Consider the following 25024-nt stretch of genomic DNA (forward strand, 5'->3'; position numbering starts at 1 on the left):
TTGCAGTTTGTTTCGTAAAATAAATTAACATTTTCTCTAAATCCTCAGGTACAATAAAACAGTCCTATTAAAGGAGGAATTTTCGTGACAAATCGGGATCATTTTGGATCTAAAATAGGATTTATATTAGCGGCAGCCGGAAGTGCAATTGGACTAGGTGCTATTTGGAAATTTCCTTATATGGCAGGGACAAACGGGGGTAGTGTGTTTGTTATCTTGTTTATCTTATGTACTTTACTAATAGGTCTTCCTATCTTGCTTGCTGAATTTGTAATTGGGAGAAAAGGTCAAGCAGATGCTGTCACAGGCTTCAAAAAACTTGCTCCGGACAAACCTTGGTTTCTAATCGGGTGGGCAGGTTTTGCCTTTTCATTTATCATATTATCATTCTATAGTGTTGTTGGTGGGTGGATTATATCTTATTTGTTCCGCGCCATTACATTTAGCTTAAATGGTAGTAGTGAATCATTCTTTAATGATCTGTTCGATACCGTGATTTCAAATCCATGGGAGGTATTAATTGCTCAGGCAACTTTTATCCTGTTAACAATTTGGATTGTATCTGGGGGTATTAAAGGAGGAATTGAGAAAGCTAGTAAATGGATGATGCCCATCTTGCTAATTTTCTTTGTAGTACTAGCTATTCGATCCCTCACACTAGACGGTGCTATCGAAGGGATTAGGTTTTTATTTGTACCGGATTGGTCCTACTTTACATGGGAGACTGCATTACTTGCATTAGGCCAAGCGTTCTTCTCTTTAAGTGTTGGTATTTCTGGAATGATTACTTATGCATCTTATTTACCGAAGGAGACTAATATTAGCTCATCTGCACTTAGCGTCTCTCTTTTAAACATCGGTATATCCATTATGGCAGGTCTTGTTATTTTCCCAGCAGTCTTTGCATTAGGCTTCTCACCGGACGCAGGACCAGGGTTAGCGTTCATCATTATTCCAGCAGTATTTGATCAAATCATTTTCGGTCAATTTTTCTTAATTTTATTCTTTGTTCTCCTATTGTTTGCAACACTTACTTCTTCCATCAGTATGTTAGAAATAGTTGTATCAATTGGCATCAAGTCTAAATATGATAGAAGGAAACGGGCTGCTTGGAGTTATGGCTTCCTCATTTTCTTATTAGGTATTCCAAGTGCCCTATCTTTTGGTATATTAGCAGATGTTCGCATCTTAGGTATGTCGATTTTCGACTTCGCCGACTTCTTAACGAGTAGTATCGGATTACCGCTGGGAGCATTGTTTATATCATTATTTGCTGGTTTCCATTTTTCTAAGTCCACACTAATCCAAGAACTTCAATTGAATGATTTTCTACTGAATTCTTGGCATATTATTGTGCGTTTTGCAGCTCCTATCGCTATACTTGTGGTATTCATCCAAGGTGCTATGAAATTATTAATGTAAAAATTGTACTTTTTCTGACATTAATATCAAAAGTTTTAAGAGGAATTATGTTATAATATAATCATTAAGATAGGGGTGGGTTTAACATGAAAAAAGGTTTACATGAGCAATTACGTCAACTTAGAGAAGAGCGTAATATTACGCTAGAAACTCTTGCATTAAAAACAAGAATTGGTACTGGTAAGCTAGAAGCCTACGAATCAGGCGTTGAACAACCATCAGTTCAAACAATTCTAAGATTGTCCAATGCACTTGAAGTTCCAGCTTCTAACTTATTAGACGGTATTAAAGAAGCTTAATCAATAAAAAAAGCTTTCGGTTTAATAAAACCGAAAGCTTTTTGTTTTTAAATAATACATTTCATTTCATACTTTAAAGCGATTAGCTTATAAGATATCTCTACGCATTTTTCTAATGGAATCCATTCTTCAAAAGAATGTTCATAAATTTCTTGAATTCGTTTCGCTAAATCAGATGGATGGTCAATATTTTGTAGATAGGCAACAACATCTGCCGTTTCTGTTTCATATGCATTCTCTCCAATGTGGAAAGGATCCCATTTTTGTAATGTCCATACCGCTCTTCTATTCATTTCAATTGTGTCCATTTAGTTTCACCTTACTAGTTTTATTAGATAGGGTTATAATAACATAATAAATATAAATTGAAAGGGGAAATCACTTTGTCCATTTTTTCTACTGTTTTTAATCGTCGAAATACATATTCTGCAAAATGGGATATGTTAGAGCAAGTATATTCTATCAATAACGCTTCGGAAGTACTCCCTATGTGGGTTGCGGATATGGATTTCGCCATCCCTTCTGTTATCATTGAGGCATTACAAACACGTATGGAGCACCCAGTATTTGGTTACTCAATGGCACCTGAAGAAACAAAATCATCGCTTACTAAATGGATTGCAGATAAGCATCAAGTAACTATACAAAATGAGTGGATTATGTTTCGCCAAGGAGTAATACCAGGAATAGCGGAAGTAATTGAAGCCTTCACGGAAGTTGGCGATAAGGTGCTTATTCATACTCCAGTCTATCCCCCATTTACGACCATCCCTACAAATTTAGGGAGAGAAGTGGTTACAAGTCAGTTAATAGAAATGGATAATTCCTATGAGATGGACTGGCATTCATTTGAAAACTGTTTAAAGAATGATGTAAAAGCTTTTATATTATGTAATCCACATAATCCAGGTGGAAAAGTTTGGAGCAAAGGTGACTTAACGAAAATGGCTGCACTTTGTCAGCAATATAATGTATTAGTATTATCTGATGAAATTCATTCGGATCTCATTTTTGAACCAAATAAGCACACTCCATTACTTAATGTAGCGGAAGAACCAAATAATATTATTACTTTTTTTGCTCCAACTAAAACGTTTAATCTTGCAGGTATTCAAGCAGCTGCTATGGTGGTTCCTGATGAACAAAAACGTAAAGTATTAGAGAACCTTGCGATGAGTCGTGGATATATGGGCTTAAATATATTTTCACTTACTGCCCTTCAAACTGCATATGAACAAGGTGGTCCATGGTTGGAAGAATTATTAGAGGTATTAACTGTAAACATGGATTACGTGATAGAACATCTTTCCAAATTAGAGGGCATTAAAGTTTCCAAGCCTGAAGGCACCTATTTGGTTTGGATTGATTACCGTGGGACAGGCCTTTCTGAAAAAGAAATGATGGATCGTCTATTAACTGTTGGTAAGCTTGCTCTAGAACCAGGATCCAAGTATGGAAAAGCGGGAGAGGGATTCTTGCGAATGAATCTAGCTTGTCCCCTATCCACCGTTCAAGATGGCGTCGAACGTTTTAAAAAATCACTTGAATAGAAGTATTTTAAAGCACGATCATTTCATAGTACTAAAAGACTTTTATGAATAAAAAAACAAGGCACTTTCTGTCCGTTTTGGTCAGAGAGTGCCTTATTTCATTTTCTATTTCTTACCCTTAGTCATCTAATATCTTCACTTTTCGCTTGAAATTCACAGTGCATATTATTGTGGTACCCTGAAGTGAAGTTCTATGCGAAAATTGACTAAGCTTATTGTCTTTCGGCACGACGATATCGTAAATCACATGTATGGACTTAGTTAAGAGTTTCTTTGTTTGAAATCATGGGACGCACCATCTGAGTATACAGGAAGAGAAAAATTCTTTAGATAGAAGAAAAATTTCTTCCTAATAAGCAGATGATACTAGCTGATTAGCTTGGAAGGTAGCGACTTCAACTGGAATGCAAATCAACGACTCCCCAATTTAAAATAACGAGCAAGAGAACATAAAATTGTTCCCTTACTCGCTATAAAATACCTTTTAGGACTTTTTCAGAGCCCTCTGTAAATGGAGGGTCTCTTTGTATATGCACCTATAGTAATTGTCATACTATTTTAGAGACTATTTGTGAAGTTCATCTTTTTTTGCTTGCATAATTTTTTCTTCTAAAACTCTTGCTTTCTCAGCGTCTTTTCTAGATTTTTTCAATAACCATCTAAAAACAATTACACAAAGCGCTACTAAAACAACTAATTCGATTACAACAGGTATATATTCCGATTTATCTTCTGGGAAATACAAAAAAGCTAGATGTAAAAACGAAAACATATAGACACTCCTCTAATTATTTCTGCGTGATTTCGATTGAATCTATTGTGATATCGACTAGTGGCTTGTCCTGAGCGCCTTTCTTAACTGCTGCCATTTGGTCCACTACTTCCATACCTTCAATGACCTGACCAAATACAGTGTGTTTTTGGTCAAGATGCGGAGTTCCGCCCATTTCTTCGTAAGCTTCAGCTATTTCCTTTGGCCATCCACCATCGATCATTTGCTTAGCTGTTGCAGGTGGTTCAGAAGCTTGAACGATGAAAAATTGACTACCATTTGTATTTGGTCCTGCATTTGCCATAGAAAGAGCTCCTCTTAGGTTGAAGAGATTCATCGAAAACTCATCTTCAAATTCTGCTCCGTAAATACTTTCTCCCCCCATGCCAGTACCAGTTGGATCTCCACCTTGGATCATGAAATCTTGAATAACACGGTGGAATATTAAGCCATCATAATAACCGTTTTCTGCATGTGTTAAGAAATTCTCCACTGTTTTTGGAGCTAGTTCCGGGAATAATTTAATCTTAATCGATCCCATTGATGTATTCATAGTTACTAGTGCTTCATTTGAAGCAACCTCTTTAGATAGTTGTGGATACATGATTATCTCTCCTTCTTGTTGGGTATCAGAATTAATAGTAGAATCTTCTTTTTTTAACTCTACTTTCGATGCTTTGGAATCATCTGTTCCACAAGCACTTAAAAAGCAAATAGTTGTTGCTATCCCTATAATGACTAATAGTTTTTTCATGAATCATTCACCCCAAATTAGTTTACCATAACAATACACCAAAATTCAGTGACAAAGTATCTAACTTTCTTCGACACACTAAATGTTCTATACTAGTAATAGTACAAGCTAAGAAAACAATAGAGGGAAGGGATTTCAGTGAGCGTACAAAAGCGCAATTTTACGATCATGTGGTTTTCAATCTTTCTAGTTTCTGCCACGATGACAATGATTATGCCGTTCTTATCCTTATATATAAATACAATGGGTGATTTCTCGGAAGCGTATGTTCAAAAATGGTCGGGACTCGTATTCGGCGCTACATTTGTTTCTGCATTTTTAATGTCACCTATCTGGGGAAGAATAGCTGATAAATATGGATATAAACCAATCTTAATCATTAATGGATTTGGGATTGCAATTAGTGTTTTGTTAATGGGGTTTGTTAATTCTGTAGAAGCCTTCTTTGTCCTACGTTTGTTTATGGGGATTGTCACTGGATTCATCCCTACCTCTTTAGCCTTTATAAGCTCTCAAACTCCAAAGAAAATTGCTGGAAAAACAATGGGTACTTTGCAAATGGGTAGTGTTTCTGGTACATTATTTGGCCCCATTATTGGTGGGTTACTAGCAGATACTTTCGGTTTTCAATATACATTTATGATTACTGCAACAGCTGTCTCTATTGCGGCTTTAATCGTTCTTTTTGGAATACATGAAATTCGCAAAGAGAAAAAAGAAGGAGATCATGAATATTCCAGAAAAACTGTTATCTCCAGTATATTTCACCACCGTCTCGTGTTAAATGTTCTAATGATAACTTCCTTAATACAAATTGGACTTTTTAGTATTCAGCCACTTTTATCTTTATATGTTTCTCAATTAACGAACTCGAAAGAAGTTGCCCTTCTTGCAGGTATTACCTTTAGTGCTACCGGAGTAGGAAGTCTACTGTTTGCAAGAACTTGGGGAAAACTAGGAGATTCTATTGGATATGAAAAGATATTATCCTTTCTTCTAATTATAGCCTTTGTTTTTATCGTTCCTCAGGCATTCGTCACCGAATTATGGCAACTGATAATACTTCGTTTCTTGTTCGGTATTGCATCTGGTGGATTAATACCAATTACTACCGCTTTAATACGAAGAGAAGCCCCTATCGAGGTTCAAGGTGAACTAATGGGATATAATACAAGTTTCCGTTTTTTAGGTAATATAATTGGACCAATGTTTGGAGGATTTATCAGTGGTTACATCGGTATTTCATCTGTCTTTTTTGTTACTGGTGCGTTGTTCTTAATAGCATTCGTTATTATATACTACGCTAGAAAAAAACCTCGAATAGATTTTGAGGATGTGTTAATAGAGGAAGAAATGCATGCAAAATTAACTTAAAGATAGCACACTTTCCATATCGAAAGTGTGCTATTCTTTTTATTAGAAAAGAGAATATATGCTTTGACATATTATCTGACCAGATCCAGCGCCTTACCCATCGAGTCGTTACAAAATGTTTTTTATTTTGCGATGCCCTTCTCGCAGAAGAACCACGATGTCGTAAATTTAAATTGACATACCTTAGCTCTTTCCATGGGAGACATGGGTATTTGCGCTTTAGTTATTAGATTATTAGAATTGGAGTGCAAGTTTATGCGACAAGCATTTGGATATATTATTGTTCTTCTTTGCTTTCCTCTCATTTGGATTTTATACTCGTTTATCCATAGCGAAATTTTAACTGCATCAGAGTTTAAAGAAAGTTTAAAAGAGGCAATTCCACTGAATACACCCGTTATTACATCTCCTATAGTACTGTTGGATAAAGATAAGGAAATTTTCTCGGAAGATTATGTTGAGTGGCGAGATCCCCTGCCATTAGAATCTATTCCTCTCTTCGTACAAGAGGTGCTTATACAAAGTGAGGATGCAGAGTTTTATAATCATATTGGCTTTAATTTCAGTGCGATTTTCCGTGCAGTTTTTGCCAATGCTGCCGCAAATTCCAGCGACCAGGGGGCAAGTACGATTACTCAGCAATTAGTGAGGCTACGTTACTTATCTACAGAAAAAACGTATGAACGAAAAGTTACGGAACTCGTCTATGCCTATGAGATGGAAAAACAAACAGAAAAAGATGAGATACTTGAGAATTACCTAAACGAAATATACTTTAGTAACCAAGTGTATGGAATTGGGGCAGCTGCAACCTACTACTTTGGTAAACCGTTAAATGAATTAACAGAAGCACAACAAGTATTCATAACCGCTATACCTAACAACCCGTCTCTATATAATCCTTTAGAAAACTTCGAAGCTACAAAAAAACGACAAGAGTTGTTGATAGAGGTATTAGTGAAAAACAACAAAATTTCTTCAGAGCAAGGAAATAGCTTAAAAAACGAGCCTATTGTTCTTCAGACTAAGACAAAAAAACAATTGTATCCAGTTTATAGCACCTATGTGTTAGACGAGCTAAAGTCCCTGATCAGTAGTAACGAGGGGTTTCAACAGAAAATTGATTCTGCCTCCAACGAGCAGCAGGCGGTGTTTCTAAAAAACGAATTACAAACTCGGGTTAACGAAGTAATCTCGCAAGGACTAATCGTGCATACCGCATTAGATCCTCATAAGCAAAAAGAAGATGTAACATATATCGATAATCTCCTAGACAGAACAAATGATTTACAAGCTGCTTCTATCGTTATTAATAATGAGACAAGAGAAATAGTCAGTATGTTCGGCGGCAAAGATTATAAAAAGTTTGATTTTAACCGGGCCAATCAAGCAGTGCGACAACCCGGTTCAGCTTTAAAACCTTTACTCGTATATGGTCCCGTTTTTGAAACGACTTCATTAACTCCAAACAATGAGATTAGTGGGGGGAAACTATGTATTATGAGTTATTGTCCGCAAAATTATGGTGGGGCCATATACGGCAATGTATCGCTAAAACAAGCATTTCGATTTAGTCACAATACACCCGCTGTGCGTCTATTACAAACTGTAGGGATTGAAGAGGCATTTGCGAAATTAGAGCAATTTCAATTTAATCACTTAGTTCCGGGAGATCATACCTACCCTGCTGCTCTAGGGGGGTTAACGAATGGGGTTACAGTCCTGGAGATGGCTGATGCTTACACAGGCTTTATCAATGGAATGTATAAACCGGCTCACGCTATTCAAAAAGTAACGAACAAGAATGGCGATTCTCTATATGAATGGCAAGAAGAAAAGATCGAAGTCTGGTCTCCTACAACTGTGCATACAATGAGAGATTTACTAGCAGACGTGGTCGCTAATGGGACCGGCAAAGGCATAAGTGTGCAGTCCTCTTATATTGGGGCTAAAACAGGAACAACCAATGATTTTTATGATTACTGGATTACAGGGCTTACAGATACTTATACAGCTGCAGTGTGGATTGGTTATGATATGCCGAAAAATATGAAATCGATAGAATCGAAAAAAATTCACCATAAAATTTTTAATCAAATAATGAATTGAGAAAGTCTGTTTCTATCGTTTTCGAACGGCTCTGAATAGTTACTATGCTAATTGATTATTACCGAGTCATATTTAAGGGATGCTAGTTTGTTGTGACGTCCTTCACAACCTACCAGCATCCCTTTTTCTCGTCTTATAGTTGTGTCCGTCTTCTTTGTACCACTCGGAGACACGTTAGCATGGATTACTAGAGAAAGGATAGCTTCCTATTCAGTAAGCAAGTTCTCGAAGATGAAATTTCGTTCGCTATTTTGCTTCTTTATATAATAATTTTTTCTAATCTCTACATACCTCAAAAAGCAGTATCTACGATTTTTCGAATGATGGACTCAACATCCTCTTGCTTTTTAATAACAAATAAATGCTCGGCTTCATCTCCAGCAGGAGCTAGTATATCGCCTTCTTTTGTTTCTGCCTGTTGGCGAAGAAATACTTCATCAAAAGTAGCAGCCACTCTTAAAATCGATGTACTACGCTCACTTTTTGTAATTCTCTCTTTTAAAACATGATCAGGGATTTCAAATTTTACGAGGATACAAGTAAACCCTTTGTTTTGATAATAATTGATTAGTTTCAAACGACCATTCCGATTGCGATTTGAGTTACAAAGAATCATATGATAATTTGTCTCATGAACAGCATGATGAACAATAGCTTGTGTAATTGCATATTTTATCGTATTACTACCCTGCTTGGGCAATAAGGATTGGTAATGCTCATAAAGAAACTCCGCATGATTATCTTGATCTATCACAACTGAGTTGAGAAGCTCTTTTTCTAAAGCTTTGGCAAATGTAGTTTTGCCACTATGCGTTTTTCCAACTGTCATAATTACTAACCTTTTCATTAGACAACTCCGTTGTCATATTTTAGAAATAGAATTAGAAAGAAGGAAGGTATACTCGCCATTCCTTCCATACTTCAAGGTAGGCAACCAAATCTTGAGGATGCACTTTTTTACAAATACCAATACGTGTATACAACTGAAATAGAACCTCTTCCAAAAGTTCCACCTTAGTAATGCGCTGTTCTTGATGCAACAACGAAAACGAAGAATATAAGGTTTCTAGATTTAAATCGTCAGGAGAGGAACAAAATGCATATGTAAAATCATAAATCTTAGGACCAATTAATGGTGATGGGTCGATAATTCCATTTAATTTGTGGCTCTTAAATACGAAATTATGCACACCTGCATCTCCGTGAAGATAATATTTCTCTTGTTGGTATTCATAAGTATTTAGTTTATTTACTAAAAGTCTAACTCTCCTGTGTTCTTCGTTCGAAAATAAATCCCCGATATTAGCTTTAGCATATTCCAAGCTTTCCAGATTAAAGTCAGCCCATAAGCTTCTATTTATACCTGTTACTCTCCCACGGCTAAAATTCTCCTCTGCTTTTTATAATGATTTATCAATTCTCCAACTATAATCTTCATCCATTCAAATTTAGATCCGCGATTTATATGAGTGTCTCCTGAAATATACGAGTAAACAATAAACTCATTAAATTCATCCGTGTAAAGTACATTTGGCAATAACTTAATATTTTTATAAGTTTCAAGAAATCCATTAGTCGCGGCAACAACTTTAGGTTCATCTTTTTTTAATACATATAACGGCTTCTTTTCAGAAGATAATCTATATATAGTTCCATCTGTTGTGCCACTTTTTATCTCTTTCCATTCTATATTCTGTTCTTCAATGATGTGTTTGTTCGTTAGAGCGCTTATGATTTTGTCTATATTTTCCATTTCTCTACCCCGCTAAGTCATAATTCATTTTAGCCTTATACTGCTTACTCTGATAAATGTCCGTTCTATAGTATATCTAGTAAATCCTAAAGAAACGGTAGGCTGGCAATTATCCCATTGTATAGTTTGATAATTATATATATGACCAGAGCCATGAAAAGACTCCAGATAATAATTTCAAACATGACTAAACCAAGTGTACCGATAAGACTCATTGAACCACTCAATTTATATACAACATACACAAAATATATAAAAGTAGTTAACAAGAATATAATTAGTAGAAACTGAATCGATTGAAATCCTACTAGAGAAATTATTGCCCCTATAAAAAAGATTACAAATCCACCACGGGCCTGCGCCATTGTTTTTCCTTCATAGTCCTTCGAGAAAAATAACATACCTATTTCATGAATGGTTTCAGCAATAAGTTTTAATGCCGAAAAAACCATAAAATAGATTAATGCCAAAATAATCAGTAAAAAAAGTTTTAGTTCTATATCAGAAAGAAATTCTCTCATCCCGCTATACACCCCGATCACCTTAAAAAGGTCTATAACTTTATTCATCGAGAATGTTGCAAAGGACAAACTGAATAATACTATTGTAATTAATGGTAAAAAGCCAAACAGATAAGGGTTTTTCATAAGTACTCCTTTAATTGATAAATGCTATTTTTGTGTCGATTATTGAAACAAGTGAATACTTTATGACATTTCCAAAACGTAGTACTACTTATTTAACTAATCCTAATTATCATATCGAATGAAATAGACTATACGCAATAGTCCATGCAAATAATAATTTTTTACGTTATAATTTGAGGTGCATATAAATACATACTTATCTGAAAGGAGGATTCCCCTTGTCCCTTATTTTTGCTATTTTCTTACCTATAATAGTGGCCTTCGTGATTCCTTTTCTGTTCAAGAAAGTTTCTAATATTCATACCGGCTGGTTTGTACTACTTGTTCCACTTGGATTGGTTGCCTTTTATGGTACCTATATCCCTGACATCATGGCCGGTAATACTTACATGGAGGAGTTTGCATGGATTCCATCCTTGGATATTTCCTTAGTTTCATATCTGGACGGGTTAAGTTTACTATTTTCTTTACTAATTACTGGAATCGGTATGTTAGTCGTTCTCTATTCTATTTTTTACTTGGATAAGGAAAAAGAGAAACTTGGAAACTTCTACGTTTATCTATTGCTATTCATGAGTGCAATGTTAGGCGTTGTCCAATCGGATCATCTCATTAGTTTATATTTTTTCTGGGAGTTAACCTCTATTTCGTCTTTCTTACTTATTGGATATTGGTATACAAAGGATCGCTCTCGCTTTGGCGCTCTAAAATCGATGATGATTACTGTATTCGGTGGGTTGATGATGCTTGGAGGCTTCATCATACTAGGTATTATGGGAAACACGTTCTCTATTCGTGAACTAATCGACCAAGCTTCTACACTCGTCAATCATGATTTATTTGTTTGGGCACTTGTCCTAGTACTAATTGGAGCTTTTACAAAGTCAGCTCAGTTTCCTTTTTACATATGGTTACCGGATGCGATGGAAGCCCCAACTCCTGTAAGTGCCTACTTACATTCAGCTACAATGGTTAAAGCAGGCTTATATTTAGTTGCCAGGTTCACTCCAATATTCGCTTTATCTGAAGTTTGGGTTTGGCTTGTGACTGGAGTAGGATTGTTAACATTATTCTGGGGTTCTATCTTTGCTGTGAAACAAACAGATTTAAAGGCTATACTTGCTTTCTCTACCGTGAGCCAACTCGGACTGATCATGTCCTTACTTGGAATTGGGTCAATCTCCTATCATGTTACAGAAGACTTAGTAACCACCTTTACATTCGCTTCTTTTGCAGCAATATTCCACTTAATGAATCATGCTACATTTAAAGGTAGCTTGTTCATGATTGCAGGTATTGTTGATCATGAGACAGGTACACGAGATATTCGTAAACTTGGCGGCCTAATGAGCTTGATGCCTATTAGTTTTACCATCGCTATGATCGGTAGTTTCTCCATGGCTGGTATTCCATTATTTAATGGTTTCTTAAGTAAAGAAATGTTTTTAGATGCTACGCTTTCCTTGCAGCAATTTAATGTACACTCTTTAGATTCCTGGTGGATTTTGTTTCCAGTAATTGCTTGGGTTGCTAGTGTTTTCACCTTTGTGTACAGTTTGTATTTCGTTTTCCATACATTCCGTGGGAAATATAAACCTGAACTATTACCGAAAAAAGCACATGAAGCTCCTCTAGGAATGCTAGTGTCTCCTGCAATTTTAGCAATACTTGTAATAGTAATATTCTTTGTTCCCAACTTTTTTGGTAATACGTTTATAAAACCTGCAGTAGCTGCCATTCAGCCGCTTGCATATCAAGTACCAGCAGATGTTGGATTTAAGATTAAAGCATGGCATGGTTTTGAATCTACAGCATTGTATATGACATTAGGCATCTTTTTAATAGGGTTCCTCTTATATAAAACAATTGCTAAATGGGTTCCACTATACGAAAATATGCCTGCTAAGATTTCACTGAATAGATTTTATGATGGCCTGATGAATCTCTCAGACAAAGGTGCAAACCGATTATCTTCTAGTTATATGACTGGATCTATTCGATCCTATTTAATCTACATGTTTGCAGCATTGATAATTCTGTTAGCTTTTACAATGTGGATAAAAGATGCATTTGTTATGGACCTCACTAATCTAGCTCCAATTCAATTTTTTGAGGTATTAATTTCAGTTGTGTTAATCATCAGTACAATCACTATTTTAGTTACCAAATCTAGACTCACTGCTATCATTGCTCTTGGTGCTGTTGGATATACTGTAGCGTTATTTTATATCATTTTTAAAGCTCCAGATTTAGCATTAACACAGTTAGTCATTGAAACTGTATCGGTTGCACTTTTCTTAGGTGCCTTCTATCATCTTCCGAAATTGAACAAGTATGAAAAAGGGAAAGAAGATCGTCGTTTCCGATTGAATAACTTTCTAATTGCTTTAGGTGTTGGAGTCATGGTGACGTTGATTGCTATAGCTTCACACTCTCAAAAGCTTGTTGTCTCCATCTCTGAGTATTATAAGGAAACTGTTTACTCGGAAGCAGGTGGAGGTAATATCGTAAACGTTATTTTAGTCGATTATCGTGGCTTTGATACATTATTTGAAATTAGTGTACTTACTATTGCTTCACTTGGAATTATAGGAATGATTACTGTTCGCCTAGCAAAAAAGAAAGGAGATAGAAAAGTTGAAAACAAATGATTTAATAATCCAGACTACTACGAAATTAGTATTTTTCATCATCTTTCTATTTTCCATTCATATCTTTTTTGCAGGTCACTATACACCTGGGGGAGGATTTGTAGGCGGATTAGTCATGTCTAGTGGAATCGTTTTACTGATGTTAGCCTTTGATTTGAAAACTGTACAAGACATGCTACCGATTAATTACACCTTAATTACTGCTATAGGATTATTAATAGCCCTATTTACTGCAGCAGGATCCATTTTCTTTAATGTTCCTTTCTTCACTCATGTCTATGATTACTTTAACTTACCATTACTTGGTGAAACCTCTATTCATACAGCTATGTTTTTTGATACAGGCGTATACTTAGTAGTGGTAGGCGTTACGATGAACATCATTCAAATGATAGGAGGAGATGAATAATGGAAATCCTCATGTCCATTTTAATCGGCTTTCTATTTATGGCTGCCGTCTATTTAATACTTTCTAGAAGCTTGTTACGTATAATAATTGGCACAGGTTTACTAAGTCACGGAACTCATTTACTGTTGCTGACTATGGGTGGATTAGGAGGGAAATCTGCTCCAGTATTAGCAGATGGCATCACTGATTATGCCGATCCTTTGCCACAGGCACTTATCTTAACCGCGATTGTGATTAGCTTTGGAGTGACTGCATTTTCTCTCGTTTTAGCTTATCGTGCATATAAAGTTGTTGGTACCGACAATATGGATTTGATGAAAGGAAATGAAGACAATGATTAACTTATTATTATTTCCTGTCCTAATTCCTTTCCTGTTTGCTGCTGTTCTATTACTATTCCCGAAAAAAGTGAAAGCGCAACGAATTGTAACGATGATTGGTTTGCTATTTGCTTTAGCTTCTTCCTTTGTCTTACTTTACAAAGTAAAAGTAGATGGTGTACAAGCACTTACTTTAGGCAGTTGGGCACCACCATTTGGAATTACAATGGTCTCGGATATGTTCTCTGCAATGTTGGTTACATCTTCTCTACTTATTGCGTTCTTTGTAGTGTGGTATAGCTTTAGCTCTATAGGAGAGGCACGAGAAAAGGCTTTCTACTACCCTGCCATACTATTCATGCTCACAGGTGTAAACGGTGCATTTACTACAGGCGATATTTTCAATATGTTTGTATTCTTTGAAGTGTTGTTAATGTCCTCATATGTTCTAATTGTATTAGGAGGAGAAAAGGTTCAATTAAAAGAATCTATCAAATACATAATCGTAAATATTGTATCTTCCTCATTGTTTGTTATTACTGTAGGTTATTTGTATTCCGTAGTCGGCACACTGAATATGGCAGACATCTCTGTGAAGCTTGCAGAAATAGGTCCATCAGGAATTGTGACAGTGATAGCTGTATTGTTCCTCATCGTATTTGGGATTAAAGGTGGTATATTCCCATTATTTTTCTGGCTACCAGGATCATATGCAGCGCCACCTATCCCAGTGATTGCACTGTTTGGTGCATTGCTCACAAAAGTAGGAGTATACGCAATTATGCGAACTTATACTCTGTTTTTCACCACCGATGTTGGGTATACACATACTTTGTTAATGATACTGTCCATCCTTACTATTGTTGTAGGTTGCATTGGGGCATTAGCCTATTTCGATGTCAAACAAATTATTATATACAATATCGTAATAGCAGTAGGTGTTATATTGTTTGGAGCCTCCGTGATGAATGAAAGTGGAATGATGGGATCTGTGTTTTATTTGATCCATGATATTCTCATAAAAGGCGCTCTGTTCTTATTAATAGGAATTATTATTAAGATAACTGGAACGTCAGATTTACGGAAAATGGGAGGACTTATGAAGCGTTACCCGATGTTAGGCTGGGTTTACTTAGTTGTTGCATTCGGACTGGCTGGTATCCCCCCTCTCAGTGGTTTTATAGGGAAACTTTTAATCGTACAAGGTGGTTTTGAAGGAGATCTATTATGGCAAAGTATTTTCATACTAGCTTCCAGTCTTATAGTTCTACTTTCAGTTATTCGTATTTTCATTTACGCATTCTGGGGGGAAGAAAAAGGAGAACATCTTATTAGTGATAAAAAGTACCGTCATTTATTAGCTCCTGCTATAACATTAGCTACTATTACAGTTCTATATGGTGTTGGTGCAGAATACTTGGTACCATTTATGGGAGATGCCACAAATGTGCTCCTTGAACCTTCTCTATATATTGACGCTGTATTTGAAGGGGTGAAATAATATGGCTTTTCAAATTTTATTGAATGTATTAATAGCACTTACTTGGATGTTCCTATCCGTGTCATTTAAGCCTACGACATTTATAGTCGGTTATTTAATTGGTTTACTAATGCTGTTCATGCTACGTAAATCCTTTAGCTCTCGATTTTATATGGATCGTCTGTGGGCTGTTGTGAAGTTAACTAGCCTTTTCCTAAAGGAACTTGTCATGTCCAATTTCTCTGTTTTAAAGTTAATCATCCAACCAACAATGCCTATTCGTCCGGCGATCTTTGCAATGCCGACAGTACTCGAACAGGATTGGGAGATTACCCTTTTGTCTAGTTTGATCACATTAACACCAGGCACCGTAGTTATCGACATTTCAGACGACAATAAAACACTATACATCCACTCGCTAGACTTTGAAGATATTGATGAAGCTATAGATTCAATTCGAAATACGTTTGAAAAAGCCATTTTGGAGGTGAGCAGATCATGATAACCTTTCTCTGGGTAATAGTAGTGTTAATCAGTTTCTCCATCCTAGCCTTTGTTTATCGTCTAGTAAAAGGTCCGTCTACACCTGACCGTGTTATTGCGTTAGATGCAATAGGAGTAGGACTTATAACGCTGATCGGGCTTATATCCATACTCTTTGATACTGTCTTTTTCTTAGAAGTTATATTATTACTAGCTGTTCTATCCTTTATAGGAACAGTGGCATTTTCTAAATTCACGGAGAAGGGAGAAATCATTCAACGTGACCGTAATAGCTAATATACTTATCATTGCTACAATTTCCTTTGGAACCATTTTCATCTTAGTAACTGCAATTGGTTTAATACGTCTACCCGATGCATTCTCCAGAGCTCATGCCGCGTCAAAAAGTGCCACTTTAGGGGTTATGAGTATTCTGCTAGGGGTCTTCCTTCATTTTTGGCTAATCGAAGGACATTTCAATTCTAGAATATTATTAGGGATTGCCTTTCTCTTCATCACCGGGCCAGTAGGAGGTCATATGATGGGTCGCGCAGCTTATCTATCAGGTGTAAAACTTTCCGATCAAACAGTCAGAGATGATTTAGCTGACGTGATTAAAAAGAAAAGAGAAAAGCTTCAATAAGAGCTGTTTAATATTAAATCTAACGAGCATGTTTTGAAAAAATTCAAAACATGCTTTTTTTGATGAATTTATAGATTGAATTCGGGCTCTCTCGTAGCTAGATTAGTAATATTTATCGTAATGAATATAAATTCCCTAGAAACTATTATTTTAGTAAACTTTTTATCTTATTAACCGTCTAAATAGTAGTATATTTATTTATGAATGTGAAGTTGAATTACAATTAATAAAGGAGAATACCATCTTATGAACAAACCCACTAACAAAAAACGAGGTCCTTGGATTGAGGTTGCTTGTATTGGTTTAATTGCACTTCTGAGCATGAGCTTTATCCTACTCAGTTCCTCAACAAAGGGTAATGCAAACCAAACTAGCAGCAATGGAAAAAATACAAAAATAACAAAAGAAGATTCTACTAAAGAATCAGCTTTTCCTGGAATACTTATTAAAACGGAGGTGTCAAATGACGAGTATTCGCCTTATTCAATACAATACCCAAACAGCAAAGTAGAAGCATTCAATGTACATATTAAAAAATACATAGATGAACAACTGGACACTTATTTAAGCACCATGCAAGAAAATAAACGGATCGGTAGTAAGATCCCTGGTGAATTGAACATCGCATTTGAAATATTTCCACATACCTCAGGCTCTTTTTCATTTGTTATGATTACCGGAATGTATACTGGAGGAGCAAATGGATATACAGAATTTAATACGGTTAATTTTCACCCCAAATCAGAAAAAATTATAGGGATAAATGATCTATTTGGAGATGATGAATCTAATCTGGTAAAGCTTTCATCACTTGTACGAGATAATATTAAGAAAGACCCCAGCTTGAAAGATCAGGTGCAAGAAGAGGAAATGTTGCTAGCTACCGAACCTAGGTGGGGTAACTTTGAACAGTTTGCAATAATAGACGATACACTTGTTATCTATTTTGATGAGTATGAGATTGCTAGCGGGGTTGCAGGTGCACCGATTATCGCTGTCCCCCTTTCCGAGTTAAACGAACAACTACTTGCACCTTATAAGCTTGATAATTCAGTGGATAGATTGCCGAAACCTCCTGTAGAAGATAGTTCTGTGGATGTTCAAGTGGAAAAAAACAGTAAAGATGAGACTTCAACTCAAGTTGACCAACAAATTGATGATACTAAAACGAAGCGAGTTGCTTTAACTTTTGATGATGGACCAGATCCAAAAGTTACACCTAGTATTCTTACAACTTTAGCAAAATATGATGCAAAAGCGACATTCTTTATGCTTGGGAGCAGAGTAGAATTCTACCCGGAGATTGCAAGCGATGTGTTGAAAGCCGGACATGAGCTTGGCAATCACACATGGACTCATGCAAAATTGACTAATATGACCACAGATGCAATCTTGGAAGAGGTGTCCAAAACAAATAACATCATCGAACAATCCACTGGACAGGAACCAACCGTTTTTCGTCCTCCCTACGGTGCTTTCAATGATGATTTGGTGAACATTTTGAACTTACCGGTTGTATTATGGGACGTGGATACACTTGATTGGAAACACCGTGATGCCTCTCAGCTATTAGTATCTGTGAAGAGCAGTGTTCATGATGGAAGCACCATTTTAATGCATGATATACATTTATCCACTGCTCAAGGACTAGAAGATGTACTTGTATATTTGATCAGCGAAGGATATACATTTGTAACTGTATCGGAACTTGAATGATTGATAGAATGATTACCGGAAAATTAATACTCGATTTTTAAAAAGCAAATTGGTAGATTTTCTACCAATTTGCTTTTTAAATAGGACTAGGTCATGAATAAATTCAAACGAACCTCTCTCCTCTCCTTTTTCGGTCCCATTCGACATATCCCCCCTTCATTGGGAGAAATAATCGATTCTAGATCTCTTATTTTTACTTAAGCTCAATCTACACTATAAATAAAATAAAGCTTCTGTACCCAAGGATTAACCGAGGATACAGAAGCTTTTTTACCAGTATTAATTTTATTAGTAATAACCACCATAAAAAGGATATGGTGAATATGGATAGTAATTAGGATAAGGATAATATGGATATGGTTGCCTATATCCACCAACACCTCCATATAATGCAGAACCTACAAAACTTCCGAGTAAGCCCCCTACAAACGGGCCCCCAAAGCCTCCGAAGCCTCCTATGCCTCCTATGCCTCCAAATCCTGGACCTCTGTAACCACCATAGCCGGGTCCTCTATAACCTCCGCGCAATCTTACCATGTTACTCCTCCTTTCCCCTCAGTGTATGCCACTAGGGAAAGCGAGGCTGTGTGTTTGCCCTACGCCCTACTCTTCTTCTGCCATTCTTTCTACTAATGTTGCTAGTGTACGTACCATTACCCCTGTACCACCTTTTGGTCCAAAGTCATGAGCTGATTTTGTATCAGATGTACCCGCAATATCCAAATGAATCCACGGAGTTTCCTCCACAAATTCCCCAACAAATCCACCACCGAATATCATATGGCCATCTCCACCAGGTGAATTATTTAGATCTGCTACATCACTTTTACGAATACGTTTTTTATCGTTTTCAGTTAGAGGTAGTCTCCAAACGAATTCTCCTGTTTCTAATGAAGATTCCATGAATGTCTCGAAGAACTCTTCATTGTTCGTTAATGCACCGGTTTTATCGTATCCTAATGCTGTTATAACGCCACCAGTTAATGTCGCAACATCTACAATATAGTTCGCACCTTGTTGCTTAGCATATGTAACAGCATCTGCTAGAACTAAACGACCTTCTGCATCTGTATTTAAAATTTCAATCGTTTTACCACTCATGGATGTAATAACATCATCTGGTTTGAAGGCATTGCCTGAAATCATATTGTCTGTAGAAGCAATAATAGCAATAACATTTTTGTTTGGACGAAGCTCACCAATGATTTGCATTGCACCTAAAACGGCCGCAGCTCCTCCCATATCTCCTTTCATCCCAACGATGCCAGTTTTCGTTTTAATCGAGTATCCACCTGTATCAAAAGTGATACCTTTCCCTACTAACCCTACAACATCTGTCCAGTCGTCTGTTGCTTGATATTTTAATGCGATAAGTCTTGGTTCTTCAACTGATCCCTGGTTTACAGCAAGAAGTGCGCCCATTCCAAGCTCCTCAATTTCTTTCTTGCCCAGTATTTCAGTTTCGAATCCGTATGTTTCGCCCAATTCTCTTGCATATTCACCCAACTGAGTAGAAGTCAGCACATTACCAGGCGTGTTCACAAGAATTCTTGCTTCATTTACCGCATCTGCATAAATAGTTCCCACTTCAAAATACGAGACGATCTCTTCATCCTCTTCGTCCATCAAAAGTTCAATAGATGGCAGATAGTAGTCCGGAACATTAGAAGATGTTTTATACCCTTCATATGTAAATGAACCCATGCCAATACCTTCAGCTGCTAAATAAGCTACATCTGCTACAGTTATAGCATCCGTTGTAAATGAAGGTAGCCAGATTCCTAGTGATTCAGGTTTACTAACTAGTAATTCTTTCCCAACAAGGCCAAATGCTTCGCGAAGTCGTTCTTGTGTTAATTGTTTACGATCACCTATACCTACAAACAGTACTCTTTTTACGGATTCATGGTTAGAAACAGGAATTTTAACGATTTTCTTTAAATCAGTGGAGATATCCCCACTTTTTACCCAATCTCCAATATGCTCCCCAAAGCTCTTTAAGAAAGTATCCCATTTCGGTGTGTTTTCTACATGCTTTGAAACTGCCACTACAAGAGTTTCAGATTGTACTTCTTCAAACAATACTTCATTTGTATGGATGATCATTATTTTTCCCCCTACTATTTTCGGATATAATCTTATTATATAGGAACCTTACTTATTTTTCGACTAGTAGGAGTGTGTTATACTATCAATAATATAAGTTCAAAATGAAAGGCGGTGTCTACTTTGGCAATCCTCCAAAACACTCCACTACTAGCTGCACTTTTTTCTATTTTCTTTGCACAATTTGTCAAAATTCCAATTCACTTTTTAATGACGAGAAAATTAGATTGGTCGCTATTCACTTCTACTGGCGGGATGCCTAGTTCTCACTCAGCTGCTGTTACATCTTTATGTACGGCAATAGCTTTTGAAACAGGACTCGATTCAACATTATTTGCAGTTGCTACGGTATTTGCAGTAATTGTTATGTTCGATGCAACGGGTGTCCGTTTTCAAGCAGGTCAACAAGCAATTATGATCAATCAAATGCGTCTTGACTTTCAACTATTCGTTGAACAAACCAAAGAATGGTCACATAAAAAAAATGATGAAAAGTTAGAAGAGCTTAAAACGTTACTTGGTCATAAACCAATTGAAGTTTTTATGGGTGCTATAACTGGAATACTAATTTCCGTAATCATTTATAACTTTCTACTATAGGAAAAACCAAACAAAGAAAAGGATGGCTCCATTATGGAGCCATCCTTTTCTATTAAAACATCTGATATCCATTTTTTCTTAAAAATTTTATGACAAAGCCTGCTGCAATAGTACCAACGAGTCCGCCAGCTAATATTATAATATCAGCCGCATGAAGAGAAACAATTTTTTCCCCTAGAGCGGAGAAAGCTGAACCTGGTTTTGTAAAGTAATCAAAAAATCTAACTTCATCGATGATTAATACCACAACAATCGGATAAAGAATGGCCATGAACCATGTCATACGAAGTAACATATTCAATAAGAAAGCGATCCCAAAAAACATGACAAAAAATATAACAACTGAAAGTATCATTTGAACTAACATAAACTCCATATTATATAACCTCCGTAACATCTGTAAATAGTTTACCTTAACGGAGGTTAGTATTCAATGAACATATTTGTTTTCACTTTTTTGTCATACTTTCTTCACTTTCTTCCAGATCCATTACAGCAATTACAAGTCTCAGATCCACCTAAGCGAAGTTGGAAATATCCCTCCCCTTTGCAATATGGGCAATGCGTATTCTTTGTCTCTTTTTTTATCAATGTAATCGACCCCTCTCTATATTTCTTAATATTCAGATAATATATCACATACAAAATAATTTGTAAAGGAGTAATATAATTAGCAACAAAATGCAGTTTTCTACTTGGTATATGGCTAAAACTAGCTCTAATACAAGTAAAAACTTAATAAAATACTTTTTATTTCAATTTACTGATGATCAAAAAAGAAGCTCCCACTAAATTTTAGTGGGAGCTTCTATAGTTAACGGATATTATAAGCTGAATTTACCTTTTTTCACTACTAGTGGAAGTCCACCGATCATGTAAAGGGCACGATTATCGATTACTTTTTTCATAATTGATGCTTTTGTACCTGTCAGTTTTCTTCCCATTACATCCCCAATTGCGTCATGCTCTCCAAGAGAACATACAGCTCCTTTTAGGTTGGGTACAAATTCTTCTGTTGGGTTACCATTAATAAGAGCTACAATATTTTTAGCAACAGTTACTGCTTGTTGCATCGCAATTTGAGCAGTTGGTGGATATGGGCGATTAATAGCTTCATTAATTAATAAAGCACAGTCACCGACGATGAATACGTCAGGGAAACCAGGAGCTCTCATATCTTTTTCTACTTTAACGCGCGCACGCATATTTTCAATACCTGATGTTTCGATTAAGCGACTTCCGCGAACTCCCGCTGCCCATACAACAGTACCAGCTTTGATAAATTCGAATTCTTCTTCGCCTTTTTTAATTTTTACGCCTTCTGGAGTTGCTTCAACTACTGGAGTTCCAATAGAGAATTCAATTCCTTTAGACTCTAATTGTCTTACTGCATATTCAACTAGCTCTGGATCGAATCCTGGTAAAACCATTGGAGCAGCCTCTACACAAACTACACGTACTTTTTCTTTCGGTACATCATATTCTTTGCAAAGTTCTGGAATACGATTTCCTAGTTCACCTAAAAATTCAATACCCGAGAATCCTGCTCCACCTACTACGATAGTTAAGCGAGTATCATCATGTACTTCCTCAGTAGACCAAGTAGCAAATTGATATTCGATATGATCACGAATTTGACGAGCAGCATTTACGTTAGCAATTGAAAGTGCATATTTATCTAAGCCAGGAATACCAAATGTTTCTCCTTCAAAGCCTAAACCAATAACTAAGTAGTCATATGTATACTCACCAGCACTCGTTGTAACTTTCTTAGTATTAACGTCAATAGCATCAACTGTAGCTTTTACAAAGTTAACTTTACTAGATTGGATTACGCTTTTCACATCATAGCGAACTTGATCGGGACGTAATGTACCAGCAGAAGCTTCATGTAACCAAGTGGATTCATAATGATAATCATTTTTATTGATCAATGTAATATCTGCTTCATTTGCACCTACTAATTTTTGAAGGTTTACTACTGTAGATAGTCCACCGTATCCTGCACCTAATACTAGAATTGTTGGTCTTTTCACGAAGATCACAACCACCTTTTTATATTTTTTAAGAAAAGTTATTACACAAAAATAACTTCTAAACGCTTCATCTTTGTCTATTTTCCGACAAAAACTCTTACTTCCTATATTAGACCTTTTCTCACATGATTTCAATACATTGTTATTTAATTGTAAAGGTCTGAAAATACTGAGATTGAGCTCCTATCTTTCCAAAAAAGCACCTTAGGCTAAAGCTGAAAAATCTACTACAAAAAAAGAACATTTCCTTCTACAGAAAATGTTCTTTCCTCTATTAGCAGCTTTCCGGAGTTCCTTCTTTTTTAGCTGTTCTAAATGACGTTCCACAACCACAAGAAGCAATGGCATTAGGGTTTTCTATCGTAAAACCGCCCCCCATTAATGATTCTTTATAGTCAATGGTTGTTCCAGTTAGGATAGAAGCATCTTCTGTCGACACTACTATATCTATTCCATGCTGATGAAGTTCTATATCTTCTTGCTGTTTTTCTTTTTCAAATCCCATTCCGTAAGTAAGACCGCTGCATCCGCCACCATTAACTGAAACACGAAGAGCAGAGCCTTCTTCTCCATTATGTGTCATCATTTCTTTTACACGGTAAGCTGCCGCTTCAGATAAAATAACTATTTGTGACATCTGAATCACCTTCCTTTTCTTATTTATATCATATCAATGTTATTACTATGTAGACAAGGAAAACCACTTGAATATTTACTTAGCTTTCATCACCCACGTTAGGTATAATGGAACTATAAAACATCAAGTGAAAAGAGGACTAAAGATGGAACTTACACCCTATTATCAAAAAGACATTGAATGTTTACATTGTAAACAAAAATTCAAAACAACAAAGGTCCGCTCCAAATTTATCAAAGTTGAATCACACCATACAGATTTTCAACCAATATATGAAAATAAAGAAATAAATCCTTTGCTATATAACATATTCGTATGTGAACATTGTGGATTTTCATTTACAGATGACTTCACAAAGTATTTTGCACCAGGAGTGAAAGAAATAATCCAAGAACAAATTTCCAGTAAATGGGTACCTCGAACATACAGTAATGAAAGGTCGATTGAAGAGGGAATTATGACCTATAAACTCGGAATTCTATCGGGCACTCTTAAGAAAGAAAAATTTGTAAATATGGCCGGTTTAGCGTTACGTACTGCATGGTTATACCGTTTACAAGACAAACAAGAAGAGGAAATCCGGTTCTTAGAAATGGCACGTAATCGGTATGCAGAGTCCTATTCAAACGATGACTACAATGGTACACAAATGTCTGAGTCCCGTATGCTCTACTTAATAGCGGAATTATCGAGAAAAATCGGTGATATTGAATATGCTACGCGATACTTTTCTAAAGTAATTGAAAAACAAAATAGTTCTCTAGAACCGACTATTGTTGAAATGGCAAAAGATCGTTGGCAGGAAATTCGTGCGCAAAAAGAAAAAGAAGCCATAGGTTAGGCTCCTTTTTCTACTTTAAGAAAGTATAAAATCTATTTTGCAGGAACTCTAACTACAAGAGATTCTCTGCAAAGACTCCAGTGCCATACCTGTCGAGGCAGACATAGGTGCTTGCTTATAATTATTATTAGAATACTTGTTCTACTTCTACTACTCCCGGAACTTCTTCTAGAAGTGCACGTTCAATACCAGCTTTAAGTGTAATCGTTGAACTTGGGCAGCTGCCACAAGCTCCTAGAAGACGTAGTTTTACAATACCATCTTCAATGTCTACAAGCTCGCAGTCTCCTCCATCTCGAAGTAAAAATGGACGCAATTTATCTAAAACCTCTTGAACTTGTTCATTCATTGTATCAGTCATTTCTATCGACTCCTTTCGCTATAATCATTATAATGTGAAGGAAGGAAAAAATCCAATAAAG

29 protein-coding genes are annotated in these 25024 nt (G+C 36.3%); 15 read left to right on the top strand and 14 right to left on the bottom strand.

The genetic code is table 11. The features are described 5' to 3' along the window. The first annotated feature begins 84 nt into the window (after positions 1–84). On the top strand, positions 85–1422 hold the full coding sequence (locus MKX53_RS12515; protein ID WP_340911638.1) for a sodium-dependent transporter: 1338 nt from the start codon (positions 85–87) through the stop codon (positions 1420–1422). 86 nt (positions 1423–1508) lie between these two features. Beyond that, positions 1509–1721, top strand: coding sequence for a helix-turn-helix domain-containing protein (locus MKX53_RS12520; RefSeq protein ID WP_093537804.1), 213 nt, complete (start codon positions 1509–1511; stop codon positions 1719–1721). 47 nt (positions 1722–1768) lie between these two features. Here MKX53_RS12520 and MKX53_RS12525 read toward each other — a convergent pair whose 3' ends face one another. Further along, the gene (locus tag MKX53_RS12525; protein ID WP_093537803.1) at positions 1769–2029 is read right to left on the bottom strand and encodes a DUF1871 family protein; all 261 of its coding nucleotides are present in this window, start codon (positions 2027–2029) and stop codon (positions 1769–1771) included. 75 nt (positions 2030–2104) lie between these two features. Here MKX53_RS12525 and MKX53_RS12530 point away from each other — a divergent pair, with 75 nt between their 5' ends. Next, positions 2105–3271 (top strand): MalY/PatB family protein, encoded by a 1167-nt coding sequence (locus MKX53_RS12530; protein WP_340911642.1) that lies wholly within the window; start codon positions 2105–2107, stop codon positions 3269–3271. A gap of 565 nt (positions 3272–3836) precedes the next feature. On the opposite strand, the gene MKX53_RS12535 is transcribed toward MKX53_RS12530, so the two are convergent. Both MKX53_RS12535 and MKX53_RS12540 read right to left on the bottom strand, forming a co-directional pair. After that, positions 3837–4043, bottom strand: a complete 207-nt coding sequence (locus MKX53_RS12535; protein ID WP_093537801.1) for a hypothetical protein — start codon at positions 4041–4043, stop codon at positions 3837–3839. Positions 4044–4059: 16 nt separating this feature from the next. Continuing rightward, positions 4060–4653 carry a peptidylprolyl isomerase gene (locus tag MKX53_RS12540; protein ID WP_340913345.1) on the bottom strand — a complete coding sequence of 198 codons (594 nt, stop codon included), beginning with the start codon at positions 4651–4653 and terminating at the stop codon, positions 4060–4062. A 282-nt stretch (positions 4654–4935) separates the two neighbouring features. Here MKX53_RS12540 and MKX53_RS12545 point away from each other — a divergent pair, with 282 nt between their 5' ends. Both MKX53_RS12545 and MKX53_RS12550 read left to right on the top strand, forming a co-directional pair. Beyond that, entirely contained in the window at positions 4936–6171 is a 1236-nt protein-coding gene (locus tag MKX53_RS12545; RefSeq protein WP_093537800.1) for an MFS transporter, read from the top strand. Positions 6172–6426: 255 nt separating this feature from the next. Then, a complete protein-coding gene (locus MKX53_RS12550; RefSeq protein ID WP_340911645.1) occupies positions 6427–8280 on the top strand; it encodes a transglycosylase domain-containing protein in 1854 nt (617 codons plus the stop codon). A gap of 292 nt (positions 8281–8572) precedes the next feature. On the opposite strand, the gene MKX53_RS12555 is transcribed toward MKX53_RS12550, so the two are convergent. The 4 genes from MKX53_RS12555 to MKX53_RS12570 all read right to left on the bottom strand — a co-directional run bounded on the left by MKX53_RS12555 (position 8573) and on the right by MKX53_RS12570 (position 10680). Further along, positions 8573–9127 carry an ATP-binding protein gene (locus MKX53_RS12555; protein ID WP_340911648.1) on the bottom strand — a complete coding sequence of 185 codons (555 nt, stop codon included), beginning with the start codon at positions 9125–9127 and terminating at the stop codon, positions 8573–8575. 34 nt (positions 9128–9161) lie between these two features. Continuing rightward, on the bottom strand, positions 9162–9602 hold the full coding sequence (locus MKX53_RS12560; protein ID WP_340911651.1) for a hypothetical protein: 441 nt from the start codon (positions 9600–9602) through the stop codon (positions 9162–9164). 44 nt (positions 9603–9646) lie between these two features. Continuing rightward, positions 9647–10033: a hypothetical protein gene (locus MKX53_RS12565; RefSeq protein ID WP_340911655.1), complete on the bottom strand. Its 387-nt coding sequence runs from the start codon at positions 10031–10033 to the stop codon at positions 9647–9649. Positions 10034–10119: 86 nt separating this feature from the next. Further along, entirely contained in the window at positions 10120–10680 is a 561-nt protein-coding gene (locus MKX53_RS12570) for a DUF5366 family protein (protein WP_340911657.1), read from the bottom strand. Between the two features lie 218 nt (positions 10681–10898). Here MKX53_RS12570 and MKX53_RS12575 point away from each other — a divergent pair, with 218 nt between their 5' ends. The 8 genes from MKX53_RS12575 (at position 10899) to MKX53_RS12610 (ending at position 18382) form a co-directional block, all read left to right on the top strand. Further along, the gene (locus tag MKX53_RS12575) at positions 10899–13331 is read left to right on the top strand and encodes a Na+/H+ antiporter subunit A (protein ID WP_340911660.1); all 2433 of its coding nucleotides are present in this window, start codon (positions 10899–10901) and stop codon (positions 13329–13331) included. Beyond that, on the top strand, positions 13318–13740 hold the full coding sequence (locus tag MKX53_RS12580; RefSeq protein WP_093537794.1) for a Na(+)/H(+) antiporter subunit B: 423 nt from the start codon (positions 13318–13320) through the stop codon (positions 13738–13740). The genes MKX53_RS12575 and MKX53_RS12580 overlap by 14 nt, the downstream gene beginning before the upstream one ends. Continuing rightward, entirely contained in the window at positions 13740–14081 is a 342-nt protein-coding gene (locus MKX53_RS12585) for a Na(+)/H(+) antiporter subunit C (RefSeq protein ID WP_093537793.1), read from the top strand. The genes MKX53_RS12580 and MKX53_RS12585 overlap by 1 nt, the downstream gene beginning before the upstream one ends. After that, a complete protein-coding gene (locus tag MKX53_RS12590) occupies positions 14074–15561 on the top strand; it encodes a Na+/H+ antiporter subunit D (RefSeq protein ID WP_340911661.1) in 1488 nt (495 codons plus the stop codon). Before MKX53_RS12585 ends, MKX53_RS12590 begins: the two co-directional genes overlap by 8 nt. A gap of 1 nt (position 15562) precedes the next feature. After that, positions 15563–16042: a Na+/H+ antiporter subunit E gene (locus MKX53_RS12595; protein WP_093537791.1), complete on the top strand. Its 480-nt coding sequence runs from the start codon at positions 15563–15565 to the stop codon at positions 16040–16042. Then, positions 16039–16320, top strand: a complete 282-nt coding sequence (locus tag MKX53_RS12600) for a Na(+)/H(+) antiporter subunit F1 (protein WP_340911664.1) — start codon at positions 16039–16041, stop codon at positions 16318–16320. Before MKX53_RS12595 ends, MKX53_RS12600 begins: the two co-directional genes overlap by 4 nt. Beyond that, positions 16304–16666: a monovalent cation/H(+) antiporter subunit G gene (mnhG, locus tag MKX53_RS12605; protein WP_093537789.1), complete on the top strand. Its 363-nt coding sequence runs from the start codon at positions 16304–16306 to the stop codon at positions 16664–16666. The genes MKX53_RS12600 and mnhG overlap by 17 nt, the downstream gene beginning before the upstream one ends. A 246-nt stretch (positions 16667–16912) precedes the next feature. Beyond that, positions 16913–18382, top strand: a complete 1470-nt coding sequence (locus MKX53_RS12610) for a polysaccharide deacetylase family protein (RefSeq protein ID WP_340911667.1) — start codon at positions 16913–16915, stop codon at positions 18380–18382. 288 nt (positions 18383–18670) lie between these two features. Here the strand turns inward: MKX53_RS12610 and MKX53_RS12615 are convergent, their stop codons facing one another. Together MKX53_RS12615 and MKX53_RS12620 are read right to left on the bottom strand one after the other, a co-directional pair. Further along, complete coding sequence (locus MKX53_RS12615; protein WP_340911669.1) at positions 18671–18919, bottom strand: hypothetical protein; 249 nt, start codon at positions 18917–18919, stop codon at positions 18671–18673. 66 nt (positions 18920–18985) lie between these two features. Continuing rightward, positions 18986–20488 carry a leucyl aminopeptidase gene (locus MKX53_RS12620; RefSeq protein WP_093537786.1) on the bottom strand — a complete coding sequence of 501 codons (1503 nt, stop codon included), beginning with the start codon at positions 20486–20488 and terminating at the stop codon, positions 18986–18988. A 123-nt stretch (positions 20489–20611) separates the two neighbouring features. Between MKX53_RS12620 and MKX53_RS12625 the strand changes: the two genes are divergently transcribed. After that, on the top strand, positions 20612–21088 hold the full coding sequence (locus MKX53_RS12625) for a divergent PAP2 family protein (RefSeq protein WP_093537785.1): 477 nt from the start codon (positions 20612–20614) through the stop codon (positions 21086–21088). Positions 21089–21140: 52 nt separating this feature from the next. On the opposite strand, the gene MKX53_RS12630 is transcribed toward MKX53_RS12625, so the two are convergent. The 4 genes from MKX53_RS12630 to MKX53_RS12645 form a co-directional block, all read right to left on the bottom strand. Then, the gene (locus tag MKX53_RS12630) at positions 21141–21464 is read right to left on the bottom strand and encodes a YuiB family protein (RefSeq protein ID WP_093537784.1); all 324 of its coding nucleotides are present in this window, start codon (positions 21462–21464) and stop codon (positions 21141–21143) included. 95 nt (positions 21465–21559) lie between these two features. Then, entirely contained in the window at positions 21560–21727 is a 168-nt protein-coding gene (locus tag MKX53_RS12635; RefSeq protein ID WP_340911670.1) for a YuiA family protein, read from the bottom strand. 185 nt (positions 21728–21912) lie between these two features. Next, positions 21913–23124 carry an NAD(P)/FAD-dependent oxidoreductase gene (locus MKX53_RS12640; protein ID WP_340911673.1) on the bottom strand — a complete coding sequence of 404 codons (1212 nt, stop codon included), beginning with the start codon at positions 23122–23124 and terminating at the stop codon, positions 21913–21915. A gap of 274 nt (positions 23125–23398) precedes the next feature. Next, positions 23399–23761: a HesB/IscA family protein gene (locus tag MKX53_RS12645; RefSeq protein ID WP_093537782.1), complete on the bottom strand. Its 363-nt coding sequence runs from the start codon at positions 23759–23761 to the stop codon at positions 23399–23401. 145 nt (positions 23762–23906) lie between these two features. Here MKX53_RS12645 and MKX53_RS12650 point away from each other — a divergent pair, with 145 nt between their 5' ends. Further along, complete coding sequence (locus MKX53_RS12650) at positions 23907–24602, top strand: DUF2225 domain-containing protein (protein WP_340911675.1); 696 nt, start codon at positions 23907–23909, stop codon at positions 24600–24602. A gap of 127 nt (positions 24603–24729) precedes the next feature. Here MKX53_RS12650 and MKX53_RS12655 read toward each other — a convergent pair whose 3' ends face one another. After that, positions 24730–24963 carry a NifU family protein gene (locus MKX53_RS12655; RefSeq protein WP_090567122.1) on the bottom strand — a complete coding sequence of 78 codons (234 nt, stop codon included), beginning with the start codon at positions 24961–24963 and terminating at the stop codon, positions 24730–24732. Positions 24964–25024: the final 61 nt, after the last annotated feature.

Origin of the sequence: Psychrobacillus sp. FSL K6-4615, assembly GCF_038008225.1 — a bacterium.
Lineage (GTDB): Bacteria > Bacillota > Bacilli > Bacillales_A > Planococcaceae > Psychrobacillus > Psychrobacillus psychrotolerans.